The sequence below is a fragment of the uncultured Porphyromonas sp. genome, assembly GCF_938023125.1.
In the GTDB taxonomy this organism is placed as follows: domain Bacteria; phylum Bacteroidota; class Bacteroidia; order Bacteroidales; family Porphyromonadaceae; genus Porphyromonas.
Genome location: NZ_CALHDW010000014.1, coordinates 36891 through 62550, shown reverse-complemented (window position 1 = coordinate 62550; position 25660 = coordinate 36891). Strand labels below are relative to the sequence as shown.

The 25660-nt window shown below is 47.0% G+C and carries 25 protein-coding genes and 4 tRNA genes; all 29 read left to right on the top strand.

Going from position 1 to position 25660, the window contains the following annotated elements; genetic code table 11:
- The first annotated feature begins 361 nt into the window (after positions 1 to 361).
- The 29 genes from Q0090_RS04350 to menA all read left to right on the top strand — a co-directional run bounded on the left by Q0090_RS04350 (position 362) and on the right by menA (position 25612).
- Complete coding sequence (locus Q0090_RS04350) at positions 362 to 1042, top strand: tetratricopeptide repeat protein (protein ID WP_297947807.1); 681 nt, start codon at positions 362 to 364, stop codon at positions 1040 to 1042.
- A gap of 154 nt (positions 1043 to 1196) precedes the next feature.
- Positions 1197 to 1697: a 6,7-dimethyl-8-ribityllumazine synthase gene (gene ribH / locus Q0090_RS04345; RefSeq protein ID WP_297947805.1), complete on the top strand. Its 501-nt coding sequence runs from the start codon at positions 1197 to 1199 to the stop codon at positions 1695 to 1697.
- 52 nt (positions 1698 to 1749) lie between these two features.
- Positions 1750 to 1832: transfer RNA gene (locus tag Q0090_RS04340), tRNA-Tyr, on the top strand.
- Positions 1833 to 1881: 49 nt separating this feature from the next.
- Positions 1882 to 1954 (top strand) — tRNA-Gly (locus Q0090_RS04335).
- A gap of 124 nt (positions 1955 to 2078) precedes the next feature.
- Positions 2079 to 2162: transfer RNA gene (locus tag Q0090_RS04330), tRNA-Leu, on the top strand.
- A 441-nt stretch (positions 2163 to 2603) separates the two neighbouring features.
- Positions 2604 to 2843, top strand: a complete 240-nt coding sequence (gene rpmB, locus Q0090_RS04325) for a 50S ribosomal protein L28 (protein WP_004333471.1) — start codon at positions 2604 to 2606, stop codon at positions 2841 to 2843.
- 29 nt (positions 2844 to 2872) lie between these two features.
- Entirely contained in the window at positions 2873 to 3064 is a 192-nt protein-coding gene (gene rpmG / locus Q0090_RS04320) for a 50S ribosomal protein L33 (RefSeq protein WP_004333464.1), read from the top strand.
- A gap of 18 nt (positions 3065 to 3082) precedes the next feature.
- Positions 3083 to 3238 carry a DUF4295 domain-containing protein gene (locus Q0090_RS04315; RefSeq protein ID WP_297947802.1) on the top strand — a complete coding sequence of 52 codons (156 nt, stop codon included), beginning with the start codon at positions 3083 to 3085 and terminating at the stop codon, positions 3236 to 3238.
- Positions 3239 to 3504: 266 nt separating this feature from the next.
- Positions 3505 to 4083, top strand: coding sequence for a crossover junction endodeoxyribonuclease RuvC (gene ruvC / locus Q0090_RS04310; RefSeq protein ID WP_297947800.1), 579 nt, complete (start codon positions 3505 to 3507; stop codon positions 4081 to 4083).
- 259 nt (positions 4084 to 4342) lie between these two features.
- Positions 4343 to 4416: transfer RNA gene (locus Q0090_RS04305), tRNA-Thr, on the top strand.
- Between the two features lie 103 nt (positions 4417 to 4519).
- Positions 4520 to 6550, top strand: a complete 2031-nt coding sequence (gene uvrB, locus Q0090_RS04300) for an excinuclease ABC subunit UvrB (protein ID WP_297947798.1) — start codon at positions 4520 to 4522, stop codon at positions 6548 to 6550.
- Positions 6551 to 6642: 92 nt separating this feature from the next.
- Positions 6643 to 6990: a 30S ribosomal protein S6 gene (gene rpsF, locus Q0090_RS04295; protein ID WP_004333484.1), complete on the top strand. Its 348-nt coding sequence runs from the start codon at positions 6643 to 6645 to the stop codon at positions 6988 to 6990.
- Between the two features lie 3 nt (positions 6991 to 6993).
- Positions 6994 to 7266, top strand: coding sequence for a 30S ribosomal protein S18 (gene rpsR, locus Q0090_RS04290; protein ID WP_004333478.1), 273 nt, complete (start codon positions 6994 to 6996; stop codon positions 7264 to 7266).
- Between the two features lie 22 nt (positions 7267 to 7288).
- Positions 7289 to 7837, top strand: a complete 549-nt coding sequence (rplI, locus tag Q0090_RS04285; protein WP_297947795.1) for a 50S ribosomal protein L9 — start codon at positions 7289 to 7291, stop codon at positions 7835 to 7837.
- 261 nt (positions 7838 to 8098) lie between these two features.
- A complete protein-coding gene (locus Q0090_RS04280) occupies positions 8099 to 9769 on the top strand; it encodes a putative transporter (RefSeq protein WP_297947793.1) in 1671 nt (556 codons plus the stop codon).
- A gap of 170 nt (positions 9770 to 9939) precedes the next feature.
- Positions 9940 to 11052, top strand: coding sequence for an acyltransferase (locus Q0090_RS04275; RefSeq protein WP_297947792.1), 1113 nt, complete (start codon positions 9940 to 9942; stop codon positions 11050 to 11052).
- 76 nt (positions 11053 to 11128) lie between these two features.
- Positions 11129 to 12436, top strand: coding sequence for a peptidase U32 family protein (locus Q0090_RS04270; protein WP_297947790.1), 1308 nt, complete (start codon positions 11129 to 11131; stop codon positions 12434 to 12436).
- 31 nt (positions 12437 to 12467) lie between these two features.
- Positions 12468 to 12881 (top strand): acyl-CoA thioesterase, encoded by a 414-nt coding sequence (locus Q0090_RS04265; RefSeq protein ID WP_297947788.1) that lies wholly within the window; start codon positions 12468 to 12470, stop codon positions 12879 to 12881.
- Between the two features lie 212 nt (positions 12882 to 13093).
- Positions 13094 to 14128, top strand: a complete 1035-nt coding sequence (locus Q0090_RS04260) for a hypothetical protein (protein ID WP_297947786.1) — start codon at positions 13094 to 13096, stop codon at positions 14126 to 14128.
- On the top strand, positions 14128 to 14685 hold the full coding sequence (locus Q0090_RS04255; RefSeq protein ID WP_297947784.1) for a sigma-70 family RNA polymerase sigma factor: 558 nt from the start codon (positions 14128 to 14130) through the stop codon (positions 14683 to 14685). The genes Q0090_RS04260 and Q0090_RS04255 overlap by 1 nt, the downstream gene beginning before the upstream one ends.
- Positions 14686 to 14747: 62 nt before the next feature.
- Positions 14748 to 16022, top strand: coding sequence for a hypothetical protein (locus Q0090_RS04250; protein WP_297947782.1), 1275 nt, complete (start codon positions 14748 to 14750; stop codon positions 16020 to 16022).
- Between the two features lie 17 nt (positions 16023 to 16039).
- A complete protein-coding gene (locus tag Q0090_RS04245; RefSeq protein ID WP_297947780.1) occupies positions 16040 to 16696 on the top strand; it encodes a hypothetical protein in 657 nt (218 codons plus the stop codon).
- 474 nt (positions 16697 to 17170) lie between these two features.
- Positions 17171 to 19780: a DNA gyrase subunit A gene (gene gyrA, locus Q0090_RS04240; RefSeq protein ID WP_297947778.1), complete on the top strand. Its 2610-nt coding sequence runs from the start codon at positions 17171 to 17173 to the stop codon at positions 19778 to 19780.
- Between the two features lie 119 nt (positions 19781 to 19899).
- Positions 19900 to 21096, top strand: a complete 1197-nt coding sequence (locus Q0090_RS04235; protein WP_297947776.1) for a tetratricopeptide repeat protein — start codon at positions 19900 to 19902, stop codon at positions 21094 to 21096.
- Between the two features lie 48 nt (positions 21097 to 21144).
- On the top strand, positions 21145 to 21840 hold the full coding sequence (locus Q0090_RS04230) for a porin family protein (protein WP_297947774.1): 696 nt from the start codon (positions 21145 to 21147) through the stop codon (positions 21838 to 21840).
- Positions 21841 to 21948: 108 nt separating this feature from the next.
- A complete protein-coding gene (locus tag Q0090_RS04225) occupies positions 21949 to 22473 on the top strand; it encodes an NAD(P)H-dependent oxidoreductase (RefSeq protein ID WP_297947772.1) in 525 nt (174 codons plus the stop codon).
- Positions 22474 to 22535: 62 nt separating this feature from the next.
- Entirely contained in the window at positions 22536 to 23261 is a 726-nt protein-coding gene (locus tag Q0090_RS04220) for an ATP-binding cassette domain-containing protein (protein WP_297947770.1), read from the top strand.
- Between the two features lie 53 nt (positions 23262 to 23314).
- Positions 23315 to 24682, top strand: coding sequence for an aspartate kinase (locus tag Q0090_RS04215; RefSeq protein ID WP_297947768.1), 1368 nt, complete (start codon positions 23315 to 23317; stop codon positions 24680 to 24682).
- A gap of 24 nt (positions 24683 to 24706) precedes the next feature.
- Positions 24707 to 25612, top strand: coding sequence for a 1,4-dihydroxy-2-naphthoate octaprenyltransferase (gene menA, locus Q0090_RS04210; protein ID WP_297947766.1), 906 nt, complete (start codon positions 24707 to 24709; stop codon positions 25610 to 25612).
- Positions 25613 to 25660 lie beyond the last annotated feature (48 nt).

The following is a 25660-nucleotide window of genomic DNA, read 5'->3' as shown; positions in this document are numbered from 1 at the left end:
GCTGGAAAGCAAGCCTGTCTCTCACCTACTATTTCTCCGTTGGGAAGAGCTTTAGGGGTGAACGCTTCCTAGAGAACGAAGACAGCGATCGTGGGGCAATTTAGAGCCAAATAACATCTTTTCTCAGAAGAAGTCTAGCTATAGAAGCCTCATCCTCGGGGGAATTCTTGGAGTATAATTCATCAAACGCCCCTATTGTAGAGGTAGTAAATCCACTGCTCTCATGTTATTTTTCCGTGATAATTGCTCATTGGTAGGGTAGTCAGACACCTCAGAAGACCGCATTAAAGTTTCATGTTTGTAGAGAAATTGCTACTTTTGCCCCAAAATAAAATGTCAGATAGGTATTTGAACTTATAACATGGAATCGAAAAAAGAAAAAGAGACGACTGCCGGAGAAGTTATCTCGCGTGGCGAGCAGTTTGCAGAGCGTTACTCCAAGCCCATCATGTATGGCGTATTAGGAGTTATTGTTGTGGCCTTTGGTATATGGGCATACATACAGTATGTAAGTAAGCCTCGTGCAGCTAAGGCCTCGGCAGAATTGTTCCGCAGCGAAGAGCAATTTATCATGGGTGCAGATAGCGCTGTACTCAAAGTAAACGGTGTAAGTGAGGAAGGCGTCCTCCGGATTATTGATGAATACTCCGGCACTGATGCTGCCAATCTAAGTCATCTCTATGCAGGCATTGCCTACTACGATCTTGGGAAATACCAAGAAGCTTTGGATGAACTCAAGAAATTCGATGCCAAAGACAAAATGGTAGCTCCTTCCATTGTACGCCTCATGGGCGATTGCATGGTAGAGCTAGACAAGCTAGATGAAGCCGTAACCTACTTCGAAAAGGCCGCATCTCTTGCCGATAATGACGTAGTATCTCCCAGCTGTCTACAAAAGGCGGCTCGTGTGTACGAAGTACAAAAGAAGTACGATAATGCCATTGCAGCCTACGAAAAAATTGTAGAAAAGTACTACACTTCTTCTGAGGTAGATCAGGCAGAAGCTGACATTGTACGCGTAAAAGCTCTTGCCGGCAAGTAATAAAAACAAAAGGCATACATCTCTAGACAGATTATGCCAAGCATAGATAAAAGAAGGGGAGGTACCCGGAGTCGTGAGATAGAGATCACCCTCTAAAGGTACACTCCCCTTCTTATTTATAAAGCCATTACAATAGCAAACCCAGACAGACCCAATGACAAGTCTCGAACAAAATCACATGGAGACAAGCTACCAATTGCGTAGTTGCTCTCCCAAAGAACTACATATTGCCATAGCCGTAGCCGAGTGGAACAACGACATCACATTTGCCCTCCGTGATGGAGCCTTGGCTGCACTAGAAGCCTCCGGGGTACCCACAGAAAACATCAAAGTGGCTTACGTGCCGGGAGCCTTCGAACTGACCTATGCAGCGGCCTCTTTCCTCCAAGCAGAGACCCTATACGATGCTGTTATCATCTTAGGATGCGTAATTAGAGGGGAAACTTCGCACTACGATTGCATTTGTGATGGCGTAAGCTATGGTATCACCTCCCTCAATAGAAATGCCTCAGCACCAGTTATTTTTGGCCTCGTAACCACCGAAAACAAGCAGCAAGCTCTCGATCGTGCCGGTGGGAAATTGGGCAATAAGGGTACAGAAGCTGCACTGACGGCACTAAAAATGATTGATTTCTCTTGCGAGATTAATCAATAGTTTGTACCTTTGCACTCGGTTCAAGTTCGGAGAGCGATCTTGAGTGCAATTCGGGCAGTTACCAGAGTGGCCAAATGGGGCTGACTGTAACTCAGCTGGCTTACGCCTTCGGTGGTTCGAATCCATCACTGCCCACGCACAGAATACACTTCTCCCTAGCAGTTGTTTAGGACAAGAAGGAAATGCGGAAGTAGCTCAGTCGATAGAGCATCAGCCTTCCAAGCTGAGGGTCGCGGGTTTGAGCCCCGTCTTCCGCTCTATCCTCCACAGGGATTATGATGAATCTATATGATTTATACAACCCTTTGGAGGATTTGTTGTAAAAGAAAGTAGCTTATCCTACTCTCTTACACGTGGGTGGCTCTGTGCGCCTATGAGGTCGCCCGGATGGTGGAATGGTAGACACGAGGGACTTAAAATCCCTTAGCTATTGCAGCTGTGCGGGTTCAAGTCCCGCTTCGGGCACCCTAACCCACTACTCAAGTTAGTAGGAAAGGGATTTTACGAGAGGGTTCCGCTTTGCAGAATCCTAGAGCAGATAAGGATACAAAAGGGTATCCTTTTTTTTTGTTTACACATATGCAGCTCGACCTCCCATCTTCCCCTTGCCACGGAGACTCCCCTCCACCTATCCTAAGAAAGAAAATCGCAATAGGGATAGGTTTCTCTCCCCTCCTTTCCACCCCTCTCCCCTCCATTAGGCTTTATACTAGAGCCTATAAACCGAAAAACACGAGTGAGAAACTTGGTCATCTCAAAAAAAATGCTTTACTTTGTACCCGATTACGGCTCGGCATGGGCGCTTGATCGTATAGAAGTAATGATGCTAAACTTCATTTCGAACAGCAATGTGCGCAGCAAGTAATTGACAATGAGTATAATAAGAAATAACGACTATACAAAGAGATGTCTAAGGCTTGTCAAATCACAGGTAAGCGTGCGATGGTAGGAAACAATGTATCGCACTCTAATCATAAGACGAAGCGTGTCTTCAATGTAAACCTCTTCGAGAAGAAATTCTATTGGCCGGAACAAGATTGCTGGATCCGCCTCAAGGTTTCAGCAGATGGTCTTCGTTTGATCAACAAAATCGGTCTTAACGAAGCTCTAAAGCGTGCCGCAGAAAAAGGATATATAGGCGCATAAATTCATAGCAGCAATAGCAAAGAATCAATATGGCAACTAAAAAAGCAAAGGGGAATCGAATACAGGTAATCCTCGAATGCACAGAGCATAAAGAAAGTGGTATGCCGGGCACTTCTCGTTATATCACTACCAAGAATCGTAAAAATACAACTAACCGCTTGGAGCTAAAGAAGTATAACCCTATCCTTAAGCGTTATACTCTTCACCGCGAGATTAAGTAAATATAGGAGAGAAAAGAAATGGCAAAGAAATCCGTTGCAACTTTTAGAAGCGGTAGTAAAGATGGCCGCGCCTATTCTAAGGTAATCAAGATGGTAAAGTCTCCTAAGACGGGTGCATATTGCTTCCAGGAGGAGATGGTACTCAACGAAGCAGTACAAGAATTCTTTAAGTAAGAGATATCGTTCGCCTCTCCTCTTAGCTCTTGCCACAAACGAGATGCAAGATGGAGCATTCCTCCGGGAAAGATAGGAAGAACTAGAAATTACTTTTCATCTATAAAGAGAGCTGTATTAGGATTAAATCCTGATACAGCCCTTTTCTTTTTAGGGGATACCCTCACACAAAGGAGAGCAAAAAATAGGAGCTCCACCTCCCCACCCTTTTCTCTTTCGTAGAAAGAAGAGAGTATCTTTGTGGAGATAAAAAGACGACAAAGAAGATGGCACATGCAAAAGAGCGAATTATACTAGGAGTAGACCCGGGGACACAACTCATGGGGTATGGACTGATTCGCATTACGGCCACTCAGCCCAAACTACTCGCCTTGGGCGTAATTGAACTAAGCAAATACGAAGATCATTACCTCCGCCTAAACCATATATTCAGTCGGATTACCGGCTTGATTGAGGAGTTCTTACCCGACGAGATGGCCCTCGAAGCCCCATTTTACGGCAAGAACGTACAAAGCATGCTCAAGCTCGGCAGGGCCCAAGGCGCCGCCATGATAGCAGGACTGCAACGCGGGCTCCCCATTACAGAATACGCCCCACTACGCATAAAACAATCCATCACAGGGAGCGGATCCGCATCTAAGGAGCAAGTAGCAGCTATGCTACAGAGAATACTCGCCATACCGGTAGCCGACATGCCCAAACATCTTGATGCCACAGACGGCTTAGCGGTAGCACTCTGCCACTTCTACCAGACGAGCAATCCCCTCTCCTCGTCAGACAAAGTCATCCGAAATTGGTCCGATTTTGTCAAATCCAATCCCAAGAAAGTGCATGGGCTCAAATAAACTCAAAAAAGTTTCACCGCCTAACAATTCAGCAAAACACTGAATATCAAACAGAAAAAGAGGGTAAAACAAAAGAAGATAGTCCCCAACCTACACTTCGCATCACCTGCCTATTGCAGGAATAAAAAAAAGCAGTACCTTTGCACTCGCGGGTGAGTCCTATACGGTCAGCTCCTTGTGATCCCCCCAGGGCTTGATCGCAGCAAGGGTAGCAGGTTGTAGCGACGCGATATAGGTTGCTCACCCCAACCCTATGAATGCCTCTTTAGCTCAGTTGGCCAGAGCACGTGATTTGTAATCTCGGGGTCGTTGGTTCGAATCCGACAAGAGGCTCAAAAGTGATAGTGGAAAATCCTCTCCCAGTGCTATGATGGCATCTTGGAGAGGATTCTTTTTTATCGGACATCATTCCAAATCTTTGCCTCTCTCCTACCCTATGAACTTTGAACTAACAAGCCAATACAAGCCAACAGGCGATCAACCGGAAGCCATCAATCAACTTGTTGCAGGGCTTCAACAAAACATACCGGCACAAACTCTCCTTGGAGTCACAGGTTCCGGAAAAACCTTTACCATCGCCAACGTAATAGCACAAGCGAATCGCCCCACTCTCATTGTAAGCCACAACAAAACTCTGGCAGCCCAGTTGTATAGCGAATTCAAAGCCTTCTTTCCCCACAATGCGGTGGAATACTTCGTCTCCTACTACGACTACTACCAACCCGAGGCCTATCTGGCGACTACAGACACCTACATAGAAAAGGACATGGCCATCAATGCCGAGATAGAAAAGTTGCGCCTACGCACTACGGCGTCTCTACTATCCGGTCGAAGGGATGTAATTGTCGTTTCATCAGTATCGTGCCTATATGGTATGGCCGATCCTCGTGTTTTTTCGGATTGCATCATCACCCTAAAACGAGGGATGACCTACCCAAGAAGTCAGCTCATGCGCGACTTGGCAGCAAGTTATTATATCAACAACAAAGTAGACTTCACCTCAGGAAGCTTCCGAGTACATGGCGACACTATTGATATTTTCCCGGCAGTGGAAGGGTATGATGGTGTAGCATACAGGGTAGAATACTGGGACGATGAAATTGACTCACTCTCGGTTATCCACCCCGTCTCCGGAGCGGTACAAGGCGATCTAGACAACCTAAGTATTTACCCCGCCAACCTATTTGTCACCTCCAAAGAGCAGACAAAGCTGGCTATCGAAGAGATTAAGAAAGATCTTGCGCTCCGTGTTGCAGAATTAGAAAGCATGGAGAAACACTACGAGGCCACCCGCCTACAAGAGCGTGTGAAGTACGACGTAGAGATGATGAGCGAGATCGGCTATTGTACCGGGATTGAGAACTATTCCCGCTATTTCGATGGGCGAACTGCTGGCGCACGTCCCTTCTGCCTCCTCGACTATTTCCCTCAAGACTTCCTACTCGTAGTGGACGAGAGCCATGTAACCATTCCCCAAGTGCGAGCCATGTATGGAGGCGACAAGGCGAGAAAGACGTCCCTTGTTGATTACGGATTTCGCCTCCCAGCAGCCCTAGACAACCGCCCGCTTACATTCGACGAATTTAGGGAACTCACCCCCTCTACTATATACATAAGTGCAACGCCTGCTGAGTACGAATTAGAAGAAAGCGAAGGGGTAGTTGTAGAGCAAATCATACGCCCCACAGGCTTGCCGGACCCCATCATAGAGGTCAGACCTACAGAACATCAAGTAGACGACCTCATGGAGGAGATACAACAGAGAAGAGAACGGCATCAAAGAGTGCTGGTCACGACCCTTACCAAACGAATGGCAGAAGAGCTAAGCGAATACCTCCAGAGAGCCGGCATAGCTACGGCCTATATCCACAGCGATGTAGACACCCTGGAGCGAATACGCATCCTCGACGAGCTACGCAAAGGGGTATTTGACGTATTAGTGGGGGTTAACCTCCTCCGAGAAGGACTGGACCTTCCCGAAGTCTCCCTCGTTGCCATCCTCGATGCCGACAAGGAGGGGTTTTTGCGTTCGCACCGCTCCCTCACTCAAACAGCAGGTCGTGCAGCTAGACATGTAGAGGGGAAGGTTCTTTTTTATGCCGATAAGATAACGGAGAGCATGCAGCAAACCATCGATGAGACAGCGGACCGCAGAGAACGACAGCTTGCCTACAACAAAGCGCACAACATAACCCCGCGCCAGGTTGTAAAATTGGGCACAAGCCTAGTCGCTGGAGGCGACCTACCCTCTACCCTCCCCGACAAAGCCTACATTGAGTACAGCATACCCACAAAAGATCCTATGGTAGAGCATCTTAGTGCATCTCAGCTCCGAAGCCTACTCGACGGCACCCGCAAGAAAATGTACGAAGCAGCGAAAGCGCTTGACTTCTCGGAGGCAGCAAGACTAAGAGATGAAGCCAACGACCTAGAGACTAAACTACTGAAGCTAGAAAACCATTCCTAGCAGATTAGACTCCAAGAGTTGCCTAAGATTCAAATATTTGTAGTACCTTTGCAGCCGAAATGTGAATGTAAATCATTAATAGAAACGTCAGTATGAACAGTTACGAAACCGTTTTCATCCTTACTCCCGTTTTGTCTGATCAACAGATGAAGGAAACGGTACAGAAGTTCGTCGATCTTCTTAAAGAACAAGGTTCTGAGATCGTGAACGAAGAAAACTGGGGACTCAAGATGCTTGCGTACCCCATTGACAAGAAGACAACAGGCTTCTATCAATTTGTTGAGTTTAACGCAGAACCCTCTGTGATCAAGAAGCTCGAAGTAAACTTCCGTCGCGATGAACGCGTTTTGCGTTTCCTCACTATCCGTCAGGATAAGTTCGCTCGTGAGTATGCCGAGAAGCGCAGAAATCTCAAGTCTAACAAGTCAACAAATCAATAAGCCATGTATAGTAAGAATAAGGGCGATATCCGCTATCTAACCCCCATGTCGGTGGATTCTAACAAGAAGAAGTATTGCCGTTTTAAGAAAAGTGGCATCAAGTACATCGACTATAAAGACCCCGAATTCCTTAAGAAATTTCTCAACGAGCAGGGACGCATTTTGCCCCGTCGCATCACTGGGACTTCACTCAAATTCCAGCGCCGTATAGCTCGTGCTGTAAAGCGTGCCCGTCATTTGGCTCTTTTGCCTTTTGTTACCGACTTGATGAAATAACAAAGAGAGGAGATAGAAACATATGCAAGTTATATTAAAGGAAGACGTCCTCAACCTTGGGTATAAGGACGATATTGTAACCGTTCGCGACGGATATGGCCGCAACTATCTGATCCCTCGTGGCATGGCTGTTATAGCTAGCGAATCTGCAAAGAAGGTGCTTGCCGAAAGCCTCCGCCAACGTCAGCACAAGCTCGCAGCCATCAAGAAAGCTGCTGAAGATCTTGCTGCTAAACTAGAGGGTGTTACTCTCTCGCTCAAAGCTAAAACATCTAAGTTTGGTGTTATCTTTGGTAGCGTTACTAGCATCCAACTCGCAGAAGCTCTCCAAGAAAAGGGCTTTGAGATCGATCGTAAGAGCATCTACCTAAAGAACCCCGTGAAGGAAGTTGGAAACTACGAATGCCAACTCCGTCTCCACAAAGAAGTGCAAGTAAGCATTCCTTTTGAGGTTCTTTCTGAAAACTATCAGGAACTAGAAATCAAGAAGGAGGAGATCGTAGAAGAAGCTCCTGCTGTAGAAGTAGCTCCCGAGGTTACAGAAACTCCAGACGCTACTACAGAAGCATAAACTAGAATATAAGTATCGCTCTCGCTCCTCTAGGGAGGGGGTAGGCCTTACTCTCGGGCACTCTATAGTCGCACACTATAGTAGAAATCTGCACAGACAAAGGTTAGCAATGCCTTAGCGATATGATATTTGCACAACATTACCGACCTCTAAACCCTGTACAAACAAGGGTCTGGAGGTCGGTTCTTTTATTTGTTTTGTAAGCGAAACACCCTCTTCCTGTATTAGGATCTAAGGGCTAAAGACTTTCCTTTTTGGGCTATGATTGAATGGATTAAAGAGGTGTTTTGGACACCGTCCGACATACAAACCATTATTGCCATTTGCCTTGTTTGTGCCGTAGGGCTGATGCTGGCAAAAATAAAAATGGGCAAGATATCCCTCGGGATCACTTTTGTATTCTTCGTGGGAATCCTTGTTGCACATTTTGGATTGCGAGTAGACCCCACGATGCTCACTTTTGCACAAAACTTTGGCTTAGTGCTCTTTATCTATTCTCTGGGAGTGCAAGTCGGGCCCTCGTTTTTCCCCTCGCTCAAAAAGGGAGGCATTACAGATAATCTACTCTCGGTACTGCTAATTAGTATCACTCTAGTGCTCTGTTGGGGCATTTATACAGTGGTCGGCATTCCCATAACAGAAGTAATCGGGATCATGTCTGGCGCAGTAACCAACACGCCGGTATTGGCAGCGGCACAAAGCACACTTGCCGGCATTGATCCCGGCTCCACAGATGCTCAATCCAATATGGCGCTGGCATGTGCTGTAGCTTATCCTTTGGGTGTTGTAGGGATGATCCTTGGGATGGTGATCCTCGGAGCTCTTCGCAAAAAAGGAGAGGAGAAAGGCTCTTCTGCCATCCAGCACAATACGTTTATCAATGAGTTTATTGCCAATAACCCTGCCATCCTAGGACGCACTATTGCAGCTATTGCACACGATGTGGATGCCAAGTTCGTTATTTCTCGCATTTGGCATAATGGAGCTGTTGTTTTACCCACCTCTCAAACCATTATTACGGAAGGGGATCACCTGCTTGTTGCTTCGCACAAAGAGGATGTTCGAACGATAGAAATGCTTTTTGGCACTAAGGCTTCGAAGGACTGGAACCGAGAAGACATTGATTGGAACGCCGTAGACAAACAGCTCGTCTCCAAAAGACTCATCGTTACGCGCCCCGATCTTAATGGAGAAAAGCTAGGCTCTCTCAAACTCCGTAATCTCTACGATATTAACATAACGCGCATCTATCGATCCGGTATTGAGCTATTTGCCTCACCCTCTCTGCGCCTTCAGCTAGGCGACCGCCTAATTGTGGTAGGAGAAGCCAACGCTATTGCCAATGCCAAAGAGAAGATTGGGGATGAAGTAGGCGTACTCGATGTTCCCAATCTGATTAGCCTGTTTGTAGGATTGGTGCTAGGGTGCGTTGTTGGGTCAATTCCTATATTTATCCCGGGTATCTCCATGCCCATAAAATTAGGATTGGCCGGAGGACCTATTGTCATAGGAATTCTAATGGGAGCATACGGGCCTCGATTCCGACTCTCAACCTACATAACCAATAGTGCGAGCTTGCTACTACGCCAACTTGGTATCGTGATGTATCTAGGCTGCCTAGGGCTGGCAAGTGGAGCGAATTTCTTCGATACCATTGTACACGGCAACGGCTGGCAGTGGGTACTGATAGGGGCGGTTGTCACCATTCTTCCCATATTGATTGTCGGCTGGATTGCCATGAAGTTTTCCCACCGCTCCTATGGAGCTACTTGTGGGATGCTGTGTGGGAGCATGGCCAACCCCATGGCTCTAGATTATCTCACAGACAAAGTGTACGACGATAGCCACAATGTAAGCTATGCTACGGTCTACCCTCTCTCTATGTTTCTACGGATCATCACGGCACAAATTCTTTTGCTACTTATTGTATAAGTAATCAAGCTCTCAGAAGCCTCTAGGGGGAGCAGGAAAAAATAGCACTCCCCTTCCCCTCTATTGGTTGCCATACAAATCGCAATATCCTTGGGAATTAATCCCTTCCAAATTATAGAGGAGTATCAAAAGTTCCATGTAAGATAGCTTTTCACTCAAGTATAAATACCATGTCTACAACGTACAATCGCAATGTTGATCTTCTCAAAGGAGTAGCTATACTTCTTGTCGTCATAGGGCACTCTTTCTACTTTTCTTTCGTCGAACATGAAAGCGCGATAGCATTCATAGCCCTAGCGAGTATACACATGCCCCTATTCTTTGTTATATCGGGGTATCTGTCAGGATGTAAAAACCCCAGCACTGCGAACTTAACATGGATTCCTAAATACATCAAATCCAAAGCACAAAAATTACTCTTACCACTCCTTATCATACCCATCTTGTACGCCTTATGCATGAATGCGAATGTAGAAGCGGCTCGAACATTTTACCTAGAGTCCGTTGTGCCTAGTACGATGCATGCAGGGTATTGGTTTACACTGGCTCTATTCCAAACATTCTTGTTCTTTCTGCTCTTCAAAGTTCTGCTCCATTTAACTATTAAGCTACCATTTTTCTCTCGAAAGGGGGAAAATTTGTTCCTAGAGCTTTTCTGGATGATTGCAATCATCCTACTTGTCCGTCTCTTCATAGCTCCCAGTCTACTCACGAGCCACGAAAGAATCTACAAAATGATTAGCTTTTCTAAAGTAGATGAATTGCTTCCCTATTTCTTCATCGGATACTTACTATCTAAGAAAGAAAAGTACGTCTTTTTACTCAAGTCGCCCATACTTGTGGCAATTGCAGCTTGTCTGTTTTTCCTATTTTTCTATGATAAGGTTGCCTACAATCGCTGGAGATACGACTATGTCATAACTATTTCGGGCTTAATTATCCTCTATAATATAGTGACACGGCTACACTTCAGAGATGGAAAGAAGACCATTTCTCCTCTATTCATCTACTTAGGTAAGAACACTCTTCCTATCTACCTCATACACTATTTCCTCCTTCCTGAGCTTCCCATGGTCAAAGATTTTCTGGATCAAATTGGGAACCCCAACCGAATATTCCTTGTCGAAACAACACTAGCAACCCTCAATGCCCTCTTCGTGATAGGTGCCTCCTTATTTGTTACTAAAGCGATTCGACTGAATAAGTATCTTGCATTTTTTCTCCTTGGGGATAACTTACCTCGAAGAGAACGCTCCAAAGGAAATTCTCAAGAAGAAGCGTAGTGTATACGTCATCATAAGTGCAATGCTCACATGGCAAAACAACTGTTTTTTGTGAGCCATGCACTACCTTTGTGATATGAAAGAGATCGAAAGTGCAGCAAAAACAGAGCTACATTCTCTAGAGATAATGGCTCCGGCAGGTTCATACGAATCCCTGATGGCAGCTATCAACGCCGGGGCTGATAGCATTTACTTTGGCATTGAAGGGCTTAATATGCGCTCCAAAAGTGCCTATAACTTTACGAGAGAAGACCTTTATAAAATCACCGAGATCTGTCGCAAAGCCGGGGTAAAGAGCTACCTAACCGTCAATACCATCATTTATGATGGAGACCTGACCTATATGCGGCAACTCATTGACGATGCAGCGGCAGCCGGCGTATCGGCTATCATTGCCTCCGATGTTGCGGCTATGACCTATGCCCGCAAAGTAGGTGTAGAGGTACACCTCTCTACACAACTTAATATATCCAATACGGAAGCCCTTCGCTTCTATGCCCAATTCGCCGATGTAGTGGTGCTTGCCCGGGAGCTCAACATGGAGCAAGTGGATGCTATACATCAGGCGATAGAAACAGACCCTATTACAGGCCCAAAGGGCGAGCCCATCCGCATTGAGATGTTTGCTCATGGAGCTCTCTGTATGGCTGTATCGGGTAAGTGCTATTTGAGTTTACACGAACTGAATAAGAGCGCCAACCGGGGATCCTGTGGGCAGGTCTGTAGGCGGGCCTATCGCGTGCACGACAAGACTAGCGACATAGAACTAGAGGTGGACAATGCCAACATCATGTCGCCCAAAGACCTCAAGACTATCCATTTCCTCAATAAGATGATTGATGCCGGAGTGCGTGTCTTCAAGATCGAAGGGCGAGCTCGAGGGCCAGAATATGTAGACACCGTGGTACGATGCTACCGAGAAGCAGTAGAAGCAATCTCCGAAGGAACCTATACCCTGGAGCGCATTGCGGAGTGGGATGCTCGGCTATCAACTGTCTTCAATCGAGGCTTTTGGGATGGATACTATTTGGGGCAACATCTTGGGGAGTGGACACCTATTTATGGCTCTGCCGCCACCAAACAAAAGATATACAAAGCCAAAGTAACCAACTATTTTAGCAAACTAGGGGTGGCAGAGCTAAGCCTAGAAGCCGGAAGTTTGGCCCTAGGAGACGAAATTCTGATCACGGGCCCAACAACCGGACTAGTACGCATCACTTTGCAAGAAATTCGCTTCGATCTACAGCCCGTAGAGCGAGGGGAACAAGGTACACGGGTATCTATCCCTGTTCCCTCTAAGGTGCGCCCCGGAGATCGTGTATACCTCTTCGAGGAGCGAGTGGTGCAGCAAGAAGCCTTCGAAACAGATACGCAAAGCAAATAAGTATAGACCTATTAAAACGACTCTCGGAGAGATGAAAGATCAAGATTACCTCTTCTCGATTGACCTAAAAGTACGCGACTACGAGTGCGATCTGCAGGGCGTTGTAAACAATGCCAACTACCAACACTACATGGAGCATACGCGTCATGAGTTTCTAGAGTCGCTAGGAGAGAGCTTTAGCGGGATGCACGAAGCCGGTATCGACGCCTTTGTATACAAGGTCTCCATCACCTACAAGAAGTCGCTCCGTGGCGGAGATCGCTTTAGAAGCGCCCTTAATTGCTATAAAAAAGGAGCCAAGCTTATTTTTGAGCAATACATACTATTCCCCGATGGCACGGTGAGCGCCCAAGGAGAAATAGAAACAGTGGCTGTAGAAAACGGTGTAATTACCCGAGGAGAAGTATTCGACAAGTTACTAGAGGGAATAGAGAGAAAAAAGTAAAGCTTATTTCTCCTCATTTTTAAACAGTTAGCGAGGTTGAGAAAAATATTTTCTCAACCTCGTGCAGTATTTGGGGGTATCGTGCATTTACCTTATAGAAGCTCGCTCAAAGGGGGTAACTCCAGAAGAGAGCTTCTAAACGACAAGAAACAGAAAGAAAAACTAAAGCAAACAAAATAGAAGCTCACAAGGAGCAAAACAAAAACGAAGTAATGAATCCAACGAGCCCAACACACCAACTCAACGGAATGCGCCCAACACACCAACACATACTGCGCTATACTAAGTTTTTGTTCTTACTCCTGTTTGTGGTTACGATTAGCGGTTGTTCCCTGGGTCCTCACGAAGGCCTCATTTGGGATTATCGTAACGAAAATCTTGAGATTGCTCTTGTTGATGATAAAGGGCAATCGCTGATCGACCCAACAACCGACGAAGGGCTCGCACTACTCGACTCTATCTCCATCGACTACGAGGGCAAGAACTACCCCCTCCACGATCGCATAGGAAGAGGCTTGCGTGCGACCAAGGAGGAGTACAGAGACTTCTTTTTACGCCAAAACTCGGGTCGTTACGTTCTTAGCTTCGGGGAGTTCCAACCTAACTATAAGGATCTACAAGTATTGTACCTTAACCTCCCCGGCAAAGAACGTCGCCGCATCTCTTTCACCCATACACTCAAGGGAAATAGATTCATCAGCTCCGTTTGGGTTGACGATGAGCTAGAGCCTCAAACCAGGGAACTGAACAACGTAATCATTCACCCCAAGAATAACGGAGAGGCCTTCCGTGTTTCGAAGAATGCAAAGGCTGCACCCGTTACCCTATATATCTACCCGCGCCTGGCGGACAGTTGCCTTTACAAGGATAATCTAACAAATGATCTCTCTATTCCTAGAAAGGAATATTCGTTCTACAAGATTAGTTATCGTGGCGAAAGTTACCCCCTCCTAGAGGAAAATAAAATAGATGGACTCGGACTCACAACCGGTAATAGTAGATTCCTGCTTCCCCATCAAAACTATTGCAAATCGCCCTACTTAGCATTCGGTCCCTTCCGCCCGGAGGATGATATACACAACGCCGAAATTGCAGTTAGCTACCGTGGCAAAGAATATATAATCTTGCTCAACTGCTATCTCAACGAAAAGGAAGAATCTGTATACGAAGCCTGGCTGGGAGACGAAAACAAGAAAAATATTTTCTACTTTCGCAGTGGCCCCCTTGTAGAAGTAGACTGGAGATAATGACAGAACAGGAATTGTGCGATAGCTGTAAGGCTGGTAGCCGAGAGGCATACCGTCAGCTTTACCACAACTATGCACCATTCTTACTACACCTGATACAGCGGTATGTAGGTGACATAGAGGTAGCAAAAGATCTGATGCACGATACTTTTCTTTCGATTTATCAGAAGATAGAAAAGTTCGAATACCGGGGCGAAGGCTCCCTGAAAGCCTGGCTCTCTCGCATCTGCCTCAACGATAGTCTCATGTGGCTCAGGCAAAAACAACGCATAACCATACATTCCCTCGATGAGGAACTAGATGCCGACCAAGAGACGCCCTACGATGCTCCGGAGGAAGAATCCATCGAAAGCATCAGCGAAGAGGTGCTACAAGGCTTTATACGCGAGCTCCCCGATGGGTATCGCACCGTCTTCAATCTCTATGTATTCGAAGAGAAGTCGCACCGAGAGATCGCCCAACTGCTAGGGATTAACGAGCGATCCTCCTCTTCTCAATTAGCACGTGCTAAGAAGCTATTAGCTCAGAAAATAACCTCTTGGCAGCGCAACAACTAAAACAACACACCACACTCCTTCTCCCTCAAAGAGAGGAGCTAAAGAGATAAGAACTCAATAGAATGAACAACAACACACCACAGAAACCGCTAGAGCCTTGGCTCCAAGCTCTCAAGAAGAAGGTGGAAGAAGCTCCCCAAAAGGAGAGTCTCCCCTTCGATCTTGATGCAGAATGGAGCAAGCTCGAGGCGAGTTTACCTCAAGCGTCTACGCCTGCTTCTACACACAAGGGGGCTAGACTTCTTAGGTTCAAAAAGTGGTATGGAGTAGCCGCCTCCATAGCTTTATTGCAACAGGGGGCTAAAATACTTCGATATAAAGGCTATGGAGCCGCAGCGGCTGCCACCCTTGCCGTCGGAGTTACCGGTCTTACCTGGGTTATGCTCAAGAAGCCCACCTCCCCCCAAGCAAACCCAACAAATGCCATTGCTCAGAACGAACTTGTAGAGCCGTCACACCCTTCGCCCCCTGAAACATTTGAGGAAATACCAGCCTCTCCGGCCACACCTCTATCCTCTTCCTTCGTAAAAGAAGAGAGCATAGAACCGGTAACTGTAGCTACCCAACCTCAGTCGGAGCCAAAGACAGAACCCACTCAAGTGGAGACTCCACAACCCGAAGAGACACCTAAGAATACATTTATAGGGCCCGAAGCCCCCGAAAATAAAAATTCCCAACAAGAGTTGCTAGCCGATGCCGGGCCACGCACCAACTCACAAATGAGAGCCGGATTGTTTATCAGCAATATATCCGCTTCCGGGAAATATGGCGAGAGCCCATCTCAGACCGGGGGAGACCTGCAATTGATGTCGCGTACCATCAATCAACCCCTATCCTCTCCAGGGACAGCTTTTGCCTACGAATCGGCTGTTTTTGCACACAAACTTCCTTTCAACTTAGGAGCTAAAGTAAGTTTCGATCTGGGTCGTCATTTTGCGCTAGAGACCGGACTTGTCTACACCCTCCTACGCAGTGATCTAAGCAACTACAGATCTACGGGCCGTAGAGCCATGCAGCAGATCCATTACCTAGGCATCCCTGTTGGCTTCAATTTTGCATTCTACCAAGTACAAGATTTGCGCGCTTATGTAGGAGCTTCGGCTCGTCTGGACAAAGCCATCAGTAGCACCCTTATGGGAGCAAGTCTGGGAGAAACCCCATGGCAAATTTCGCTGCAAGGAAAGGTGGGCATGGCCTACGATATTATACCTCACCTAGGTCTATTTGTAGAGACCGGAATGGCGTACTACTTCGACGACCAAAGTCGTCTGCAAACATTCTATAAGCAGCACCCCCTAACCTTTGCCATCTCCGCAGGGATTCAATTAAACTACTAAACTAACTTTATACGCTTATGAAATCAAATCTTCTACGCAATCTTCTATTGGGCTCTCTCGCCCTCATTGCTTTTTCGGCGAAGCCCCTACAAGCTCAGACGACCGAGGGCACTCGAGTGGTTTATACCCAGGCTATGGAGTCGGCTCGCATCCCCTCGCCTAGCAACATGTTCTACTTCAAGCCTCTTTCTCTCCTCTATGGGGCTCAACTTGGCTACCTAAGAAATGTACGCGAGCAAGTCTACGTTGGGAGTGAATTTGCATTGACGGCTTGGAATGGTGCTCCCAAATCCATAATGGCAGCTCCAACTCTCCGCTATTACTTTGGGCAAGGACCGATGGCTCAAACGATTGCCTTCTTCCTTTCGCTCAAAGGACAAATCGGATGCTACTACGATCTACCAACAAAAGATTCTTACACTCCGGAAGGGAATCGTAGTGCGGCTCTATTTGTAGGTGCCGGGGCAGGAGTGGGCTTACATGTCGCTATCGACAAGGCATCTAGATTCCATGTATTCGCAGAAGGGGCACTGCGCTTCTCTCACATACAAGGCCAGGAGGAGATGCCCTCACTTGAAGGCTCCGAAAACCTCTCCAGCACTATCACTTACTATGCTATGATGAGCCCTACATCACCTACAGAGGTTACAATTGGGATATCTTACTTATTCTGAACAGACCGAATCTAACAGGGACAAACACACACTTTCACTAGATTTGAGGTGGGCTACTATTCCGTTCTTGGAGTGGTAGCCCCCTCTGTTTTTATCCTCTACGGTAAGATCATGAAAAGGCTCTCTACGCCTAGGGCATTCCCTTTCCGATCGCCCCCTCATACGCCCCCAAGGATTCCATCGACACTTCTCCCTGCAATCTCCAAGGGAAAAGGGAATATAAAAGCAAAAATTGTTGTACCTTTGGGATCGGTATAGACTGCAATTCCGAGCGAGGGAAGCAGGTGGAAAAAGAAAAAAACTCACCCAAAACTCCCAAGGGAAATAGGGTGAAAACAAAATAGAAACAGAGTAGAAAGGGAAAGAAAACCACCCTACTTCGGAACGAAAACTAGCGTATAAATTTAGGATACAACTCCTGCCCTTCTCTAAGAGAAGAGACCAAGGAGAATTGCAACCTAGAGCACTATAAATATGGAAGATATAGAAGATCGAATAATAAAGATCGACATAGAGACCGAGATGAAATCAGCCTACATTGACTACTCAATGTCGGTAATTGTATCTCGTGCTCTACCTGATGTTCGCGATGGATTTAAGCCTGTACATAGGCGCGTACTCTACGCAATGAATGAGATGGGTAACGTACATTCTCAGCCCACACGTAAGTCTGCCAAGGCGGTTGGTGAAGTGCTTGCAAAGTACCACCCCCATGGTGATAGTGCTGTGTATATGACCTTGGTACGTTTGGCTCAGCCTTGGAACCTCCGATACACCTTAGTGGATGGCCAAGGGAACTTTGGTTCGGTAGACGGAGACTCGCCCGCTGCTATGCGTTATACAGAGGCTCGTCTTACGGAGCTGGCCGGAGAGATGCTGCGTGATATCGACAAGGAAACCGTCGACTTCCAGAATAACTTTGACGATACGACCCAAGAGCCAACCGTGCTCCCCACCCGCTTCCCCAACTTGCTTGTCAATGGGGCTTCGGGTATTGCTGTAGGTATGGCCACCAATATGGCTCCCCACAACCTGAGAGAGTGTATTGACGGCTGCGTTGCCTATATAGATGCAGGTGGTGATCTAGAGGTTGCCGATCTTATGCGTTACGTCAAGGCCCCCGACTTCCCAACGGGAGGGTTCATATATGGCTATACCGGTGTAAAAGAGGCTTTTGAGACCGGTAGAGGACGTATCGTACTAAGAGCTCGCACAGAGATTGAGACCGATAATAATGGTCGTGAAAATATCATTGTAACAGAGATTCCCTACCAAGTAAATAAAGCCCAACTTGTAAGCGACATAGCTCAACTAGTAAATGAGCGCCGTATCGAGGGTATCTCTAATATCAGTGACGAATCGAGCGGTAAGGGAGGTATGCGCATCGTGATAGAAGTAAAGCGCGATGCCAACGCCTCTGTGGTGCTCAACCATCTTTTCAAGCTCACTTCCCTACAGAGCTATTTCAATGTCAACAACATTGCGCTCGTAAAGGGGCGCCCCTGCCTACTCAATCTAAAGCAACTGATCGGAGAATTTGTGGATCACAGACACGATGTAGTGCGTCGCCGCAGTATCTTCGACCTCCGAAAAGCACGCGAACGTGCCCATATCCTAGAAGGGTTGCTCATTGCGGTAGACAATATCGATGAGGTTATCCACATCATACGCTCATCCGAAAATGCCCAGGAGGCTCAGGAGCGTCTTCGTGAGCGCTTTGAGCTATCAGAGCTACAAGCCAGAGCTATCGTAGACATGCGTCTGCGTGCTCTTACAGGCCTAGAGAGCGACAAGCTCCGTGCTGAGTTTGACGATCTTATGAAAACAATCGAGTATCTCGAAGGCCTCCTTGCCAACGACGAGCTACTCATGCAGGTAGTGAAAGACGAGCTACTTGAAGTAAAAGAAAAGTTCGGAGACCCTCGCCGCACCGAGATCGTATTCTCTAGCGAAGAATTCAACCCCGAGGACTTCTATGCAGATGATGAGATGATTATAACCATCTCACACCTAGGATACATCAAGCGTACTCCCCTAAGTGACTTCCGTAGCCAAGCGCGCGGAGGTGTAGGATCGAAGGGCTCAACAACCCGAGAAGAGGACTTTATTGAGTACATATACTCTGCCTCCATGCATGCTACTCTACTACTCTTCACCACCAAGGGTAGATGCTTCTGGTTGCCCGTTTACAAGATCCCGGAAGGCGCAAAAAGCACCAAGGGACGCGCAATCCAAAACATCCTCAACATCGAAGCGGACGACCGCATCACAGCGTGCATCCGCATCAAGAAACTCCAGAAGGACCCCGAATTTGTGGCTTCGCACTACCTCGTGTTTGCGACCCAGCAGGGGATGATCAAGAAGACTCCGCTAGAGGCGTACTCTAACCCCCGAAGCAAGGGAGTATTCGCCATCAAACTAAACGAAGGCGATAGCGTGGTAAGCGTTCGTCTCACCAATGGTAAGACCGAGCTACTCCTTGCCAATAAGGGAGGCCGAGCCATCCGATTCCCCGAAAGCAAAGTCCGCTCAATGGGGCGCGTTACTACCGGGGTACGTGGTATGATCTTAGACGAGGGTGTGGAAGATGCTATTGTAGGAATGGTAGCACTCAAAGACCCCGAAAAGGAAACCATCTTGGTAGTGAGTGAATGTGGTTATGGTAAGCGTACCACTCTCGACAGCTACCGCATCACCAATCGCGGTGGTAAGGGAGTAAAGACCATGCAGATCACAGAGAAGACGGGATCTCTCGTAGACTTCCGCTCTGTAACGGACGAACTCGACCTGATGATTATCAATCGAAGTGGCGTGGCTATACGTATGCCCATGTCATCTATCAACGTGATAGGGCGTGCAACTCAAGGGGTCAAGCTCATCAACCTATCGAGCCGAGGAGACGAAATTGCCTCTGTATGTATTGTTGCCAGCGAAGAATTAGAAGCTGAAAAGGCCCTACTAAAAGAGGGTGCTACTGATGAAGAAGTAAACCTTACTTCCGAAGTCGATTCTAATGATTATGAAGAGATCACTGACAACACACAAGAACAACGATTAGAAACAGAAGAAGATAACGTAGAATAAAAGAACTAAAAGGACTTACTCTAGAGAGGGAAGAGGGCACTATCGGGGCCAGTCTTGTAGGATCCTCTCCACTCTCGAAGGTAGGTATAAAGCGTATAAACTATAAAAAACTATTCGCAATGAAGACAACCAAGAAAGTAATGTCTATTGTTTTGACAGCCCTCATGACTAGTGGGTTTGCCATGGCACAAAAGGCTAATGTAAAGGGAGCTGAGAAGATTGCCGATAAAAAGGGCGATTACAACGAAGCTCGTGCTCTTATCAAAGCAGCTCTCGAAAACGAAGAAACAAAGAGCGACCCAAAAACAATGTACATTGCAGGATATGTAGAAGAGAGCAACTTTACAAACGAGAACGTAAAGCAACTAGAGGGTGTAGAGCCGAATCGTGCTGAGATGAATAAGGCCCTTCTGGACATGTTTGACTACTATATCGGCACCATCGATATGGAGACGGCTGCCAATGGCGGTAGCACCAAGCCCGGGAAATTTGGCAAAAAGATTAAGGATGCTTTTTCCAACAACCTCCTCTACTTCATCAATGCAGGGGGCTACTACATGGAGAAGCAAAACTACAAAGATGCCCTCCGTGCCTTCTCCGATTTCAAGCAAATAAAGAAACTTCCGATGTTTGCAGATACTCCTATAGCAGCTGCAGACTCTAACTCTATGATGGTAGATTTCTTCTCTGTGATCAATGCTTATCAAACAGGAGACAAGCAGCTTACTATCAAGCTTGCAGAAGAGATCAAGAATGTAGAATATCGTCGTAACGACCTTATTCAGATCCTCTCTCAAACCTATCTTGAGAATGCAGATACAGCCAAGTACATCGAAACAATGCGAGAAGGTCTCTCATTGTATCCTAACGAATCGTACTACTCTGTAAATCTTATCAATACCCTCATCCAGATGGGCCGCACAGAAGAGGCGATCTCTCTCTTGGCTTCTGCTATCGAAAAGGCTCCCAACAATGCTCAACTCTACGACGTAATGGGGAAACTTTATGAAACCAGCGATGAAGAAAAGAGTCTCGAATGGTATGGTAAGGCTCTCGCTATTGACCCCGAATTCACGGAGTCTAACTTCAACATGGGCCGTGTATACTACAACAAGGCTGTAACTCTCAAGTCTAGCGACAAGTACGATGCGGCTACCGACAAGAAGATTACCGAACTCTTCAAAAAAGCGTTACCCTATCTAGAGAAGGTATACGCAAAGAATCCTGATCAGTGCTACTACGTACTCGCTCAGGTGTACTATAACCTCAAGATGGGGGATAAGTACGATGCGATCAAAGCCGCTTACGGCCTATAATATTTGGTTACAAACACACAACAGAATAAAGAAAAATCAGAAATTCTTATGAAGAAACTATTGATTTCACTCGCTGCTGCTCTTATTTGTACAGCAACAGCATCCGCACAAATGTTTACCCTTCGCGTAGAAGCCGGTCCTGAATTCGCATTCTCTTCTCTTGCTACTCACGGAGTAAAGGTTCTTAGTGGTGGCACGAAAGTTGGGTACCACGTAGGTGCCTACGCAGATATACCTCTCTACAAAGGGCTCTATGCAAGTACAGGTCTCTCTTTCGAAATGAAGGGTGCTAAGGGTAAGGTTAAAGAAGATAGCTCTCTTATAGGACAACTCGGTTCTTTGATAAACAAGAATACTCAAAACGAGATTACCATGCACTATCTACAGATCCCCGTTAATATCGGGTATCGTCTATCTCTTACTCCTAGCCTCAGCTTGGCAGCACAGACAGGTCCCTACTTTGCTGTAGCTCTTGCCGGTTCACAAAGCTCGGGCATTAAGGGTGCCATAACAAGCTTCAATATCTTCAAAGAAGGTATCCTTGGTCTTGGTAAGGCCAGCCGCTTCGATGTAGGTTGGGGTGCATCTGCTATGCTATACTTCGGCAATATCTATGGTACCGTAGGCGCAGACTTTGGCTTCCTCAATGTGGCTCAAACAGATGCAAAAAGCATTGCAAGTCAACTAAAGGATTTGTCTCTTAAGAACTCTACAGCTTATATCGGTCTTGGCTATTGCTTCTAAAGCATCTCGCCTACAGAGAAAATAGTTTGTAACTTTGTGGGGGAATACTTATTGGGGTATCTCAATGGGTATTCCCCCTTTGATATTATATAAAAACGGCATTTAGCAATGAAAAAGACTCTCGTAATAGTGGTTCACCCCACCCTCTCTACCTCAACTATAAATAAGGCATGGAGCGAAACGGCTTGTGGGCATGCTACCCTTCATTTTCTCTACGATGCTTATCCCGATGGAGCCTCTTTTGACATTGCCGCCGAGCAAGCTCTTATCGAAGCTCACGACCGCATTGTTTTTCAATTCCCTCTCTATTGGTATGCAGCACCCTACCTGCTAAAAAAATGGCTTGACGAAGTTATTACTTACGGCTGGGCATATGGCGAAGGCGGTGATAAGATGGAGGGGAAAGAGCTGGCAGTGGCCGTCTCCTGCGGAGGTAAAGAACAAGAGTTTTCTGAGGGGGGAATACAATGTCATTCCTTGGCTCATTATATGCAGGTTTTTGATGGGATTGCCGCCTTCGTTCGTGCCAAGTATATTGGATTTCATGCCCTATACGACTCTTACAATCCGGCAACGCTAGAAAAATTGCCAGCCAATTGTAACGAGTACGTTAGGTTCCTCGAGCAAGACTAATCCCAAGAGAGAGACCTTCGTTTGATTTCCTCAAAACAGTAATCACACAAAGAGTGAACAATATGAAAAAGAACTCCACTTCTACAGAATACACAGTGCATCTGGAGGATGTACAAGTGGCTCGTGCAGAAAATCAACTTATACACAATGTTACGATACGTCTGGCGCATAATGAATTCGCCTACCTATCGGGCCCTGTAGGGGGAGGGAAGAGTTCTCTCTTAGAGCTTCTCTACGGAGAGCTTCCTCATACCAAAGGAGAGGCTTATGTCTTGGGGTATAATCTAGCTCACCTCAAGCGCAATGCTCGCCAAGCACTTCGCCGTCGGATGGGTATCGTATTCCAATCTTCGGATCAATTACTTTACGATCGCACCGTAGCTGATAACCTCGACTTTGTACTCCGCGCTACGGGGAAATTTCCTCGTCTCGAACGCCAACAACGCATAGAGGAGGTACTCGAGAAGGTAGGGATGCAGGGCAAAGGCTACAAAATGCCCCACGAACTCTCGGGAGGTGAAGCTGAGCGCATTTGCATTGCGCGCGCACTCATCGTCAAGCCCGAGCTTATCTTGCTGGACGAACCCACTTCCGGGCTAGACCCCCAAACGGCGCTATCCATTGGGCAACTTGTACAACAAATATCTAAGGAGGGAACGGCCGTACTTATGGCCACCCACAACCACGAGCTCATGCGAGAACTCCCTGCCCCCACCTACACCATAGAGGCCGCATCGCGCTCCCTAAAGCTCACCTTCCCACAAGGAATGGAGCCTACGGAGGCTTAATCCAACTCTCTACTGAAGACTCTTTCTAGTTATCTTAATCTCTACGATACCCTATGATTGTACTCAAGTTTGGTGGAACTTCGGTAGGTAGTGCACAACGCATACGAGCTGTGGCACACTTGGTCTCTTCCATTGCAGGACGCAAGATCGTCATATTATCTGCCATGTCCGGCACGACGGATGCCCTCGTCCAACTTTCACAGCGCATTATCAATGCCCAATGGCAAGAGGCAGAAGAGGCTGTAGCGACCCTAGAGGCTCGTTACCAATCCGTTATAGAGGAACTTTTCGAATCACCGGACCTCCGCAAAGAGGTATGGAAGGCCCTAGCTCCCATTTTTGCCGAATTACAGAGCCAAACGCACAACGAAGCCTTCACTCAAAACAACGAGAAGCGCATTCTATCTCGAGGGGAAATCATTAGCACAACCCTTATGAGATTCACGCTCAGAGAGTATGAGAATATAAATGCCGTACACCTTGATGCTCTCTCCTTTATGCGTATCAACCATAATGGAGAACCCGAGCCTCAGCACATCCAAGAGCATCTAACGCCCTTACTTACAGCAGCGCCCGACCCCAATGCCCTCTTCTTGACAGAGGGGTATATCTGCATCAATGCCTTCGGCGAAATAGACAATCTACGACGTGGCGGAAGCGACTATACAGCTACCCTTGTAGGGGAAGCAGCCAATGCCGAAACGATACAGATCTGGACCGATATAGACGGACTTCATAATAACGATCCTCGGGTTGTGAATGTGACCAGCCCGGTACGTCGCCTTCACTTTGGCGAGGCCGCAGAACTGGCACACTTTGGAGCCAAGATACTCCACCCTACTTGTATCGAACCGGCTCGTCGTGCCAATATCCCAATTCGCCTACTCAACACACTCGACCCTCAGGCCCCCGGCACTCTCATATCCTGTGAGACTAGCCGAGATATGGTCAAAGCCGTATCCGCCAAAGACGGTATTTCCCTTCTCACGCTACGCCGCCATCCCCATGTCAAGAGTGGATCTCCCCTATCCGATTATGTTATTGCTATTACCCAATTGATTGCCAAACACAACCTCTGTGTGGACCTTCTGACAACAATGGGAGACAGCTATCTCATCGCCGTAGAAGAGGCTCCCGAGGTAGCCCAATTTGCAGAAGAGGCCGAGGAATGGGGCTCTGTACTCTACCAAAAGGATATGACAATTGTGGCCGTTGTGGGGGATATGGGCTGGAATCGCATGGGCTTTGAGTCTCGCATTCTAGACGCTATTGATGACATTCCCATCCGCATGATCTCCTACGGTAGCAGCAATTACAGCCTCGTACTTGTAATAGGGACCGTGGACAAAAAGCGTGCTATGATTGCCCTCTCCGACCATCTGTTCGCCAATATCAACCTACAATCCCCCGAGATTGACTGAGCAGCCTATCGTCTAAACTCCCTCATGACACTACGACAAGTCCTCCACCTCGTCCGTCCTCATACCCTACCCGCCTCTCTTGCTCCCGTTATTACGGCACTTGCACTTGCTGCCTTAGATGGATTCTTTCGCCCTACAACGGCTATTCTCGCCGTGCTTGTTGGGCTATTGGCGCAGATTATTAGCAACATTGCAAATGATCTATTCGACTTCAAAAAAGGGGCTGATGGTAAAGAGAGAAAAGGCTTTGAGCGCCCTCTTTCCCTCGGAAAAGTTAGCTATCGGGAGGTCAAAAACCTACTTATTATCACCATTATTGCAACGGCCCTTACGGGCATTGCCTTAATCCTACTCTCCTCTCCTTGGCTTTTCATTGTGGGCGCTCTCGTTATCCTAGGGGCCATTGCCTATACGGGAGGGCCCTTCCCTTTTGCCTACCACGGCTTGGGAGAGGTTATGGTGTTTCTCTTTTACGGATTGGTAGCCGGCGGTGGCACTTACTATATCCAGTGTGGGACACTCTCCTGGGAGGCTATAGCCCTTGCTTCTGCCATGGGTTTTGCCAGCTGCAATATACTCGTTGTCAATAATTATCGCGATGTAGAGGAGGATACCCTCTCGGGCAAGCGGACTCTTTTTGTACGCTTTGGGAAGTCTCTTGCCCCCAAGCTTTATCTAGCGAATATACTCCTATCCGTACTCCTCCTCCTATTCCCCTTTTATTCTATCATAGGGATGCTATCTTCGGGGATTTATCTTGCCCAAATGATGCACCTACAACGTACAATGCTCCATACAGAGGGAGCTCAGCTCAATAAGGTACTAGTACGAACGGCACAAGGAGTCGTTCTTTTTGCCTTCAATGCATTGATTGTAATTTTCGTTCACTATCAGTGGGGCACAGCTCTCGGAGGGTTACATCATCACTAAACCTCTAGGCAGAATATACTACAGAGAATGCATAACACGTTAGTAGGA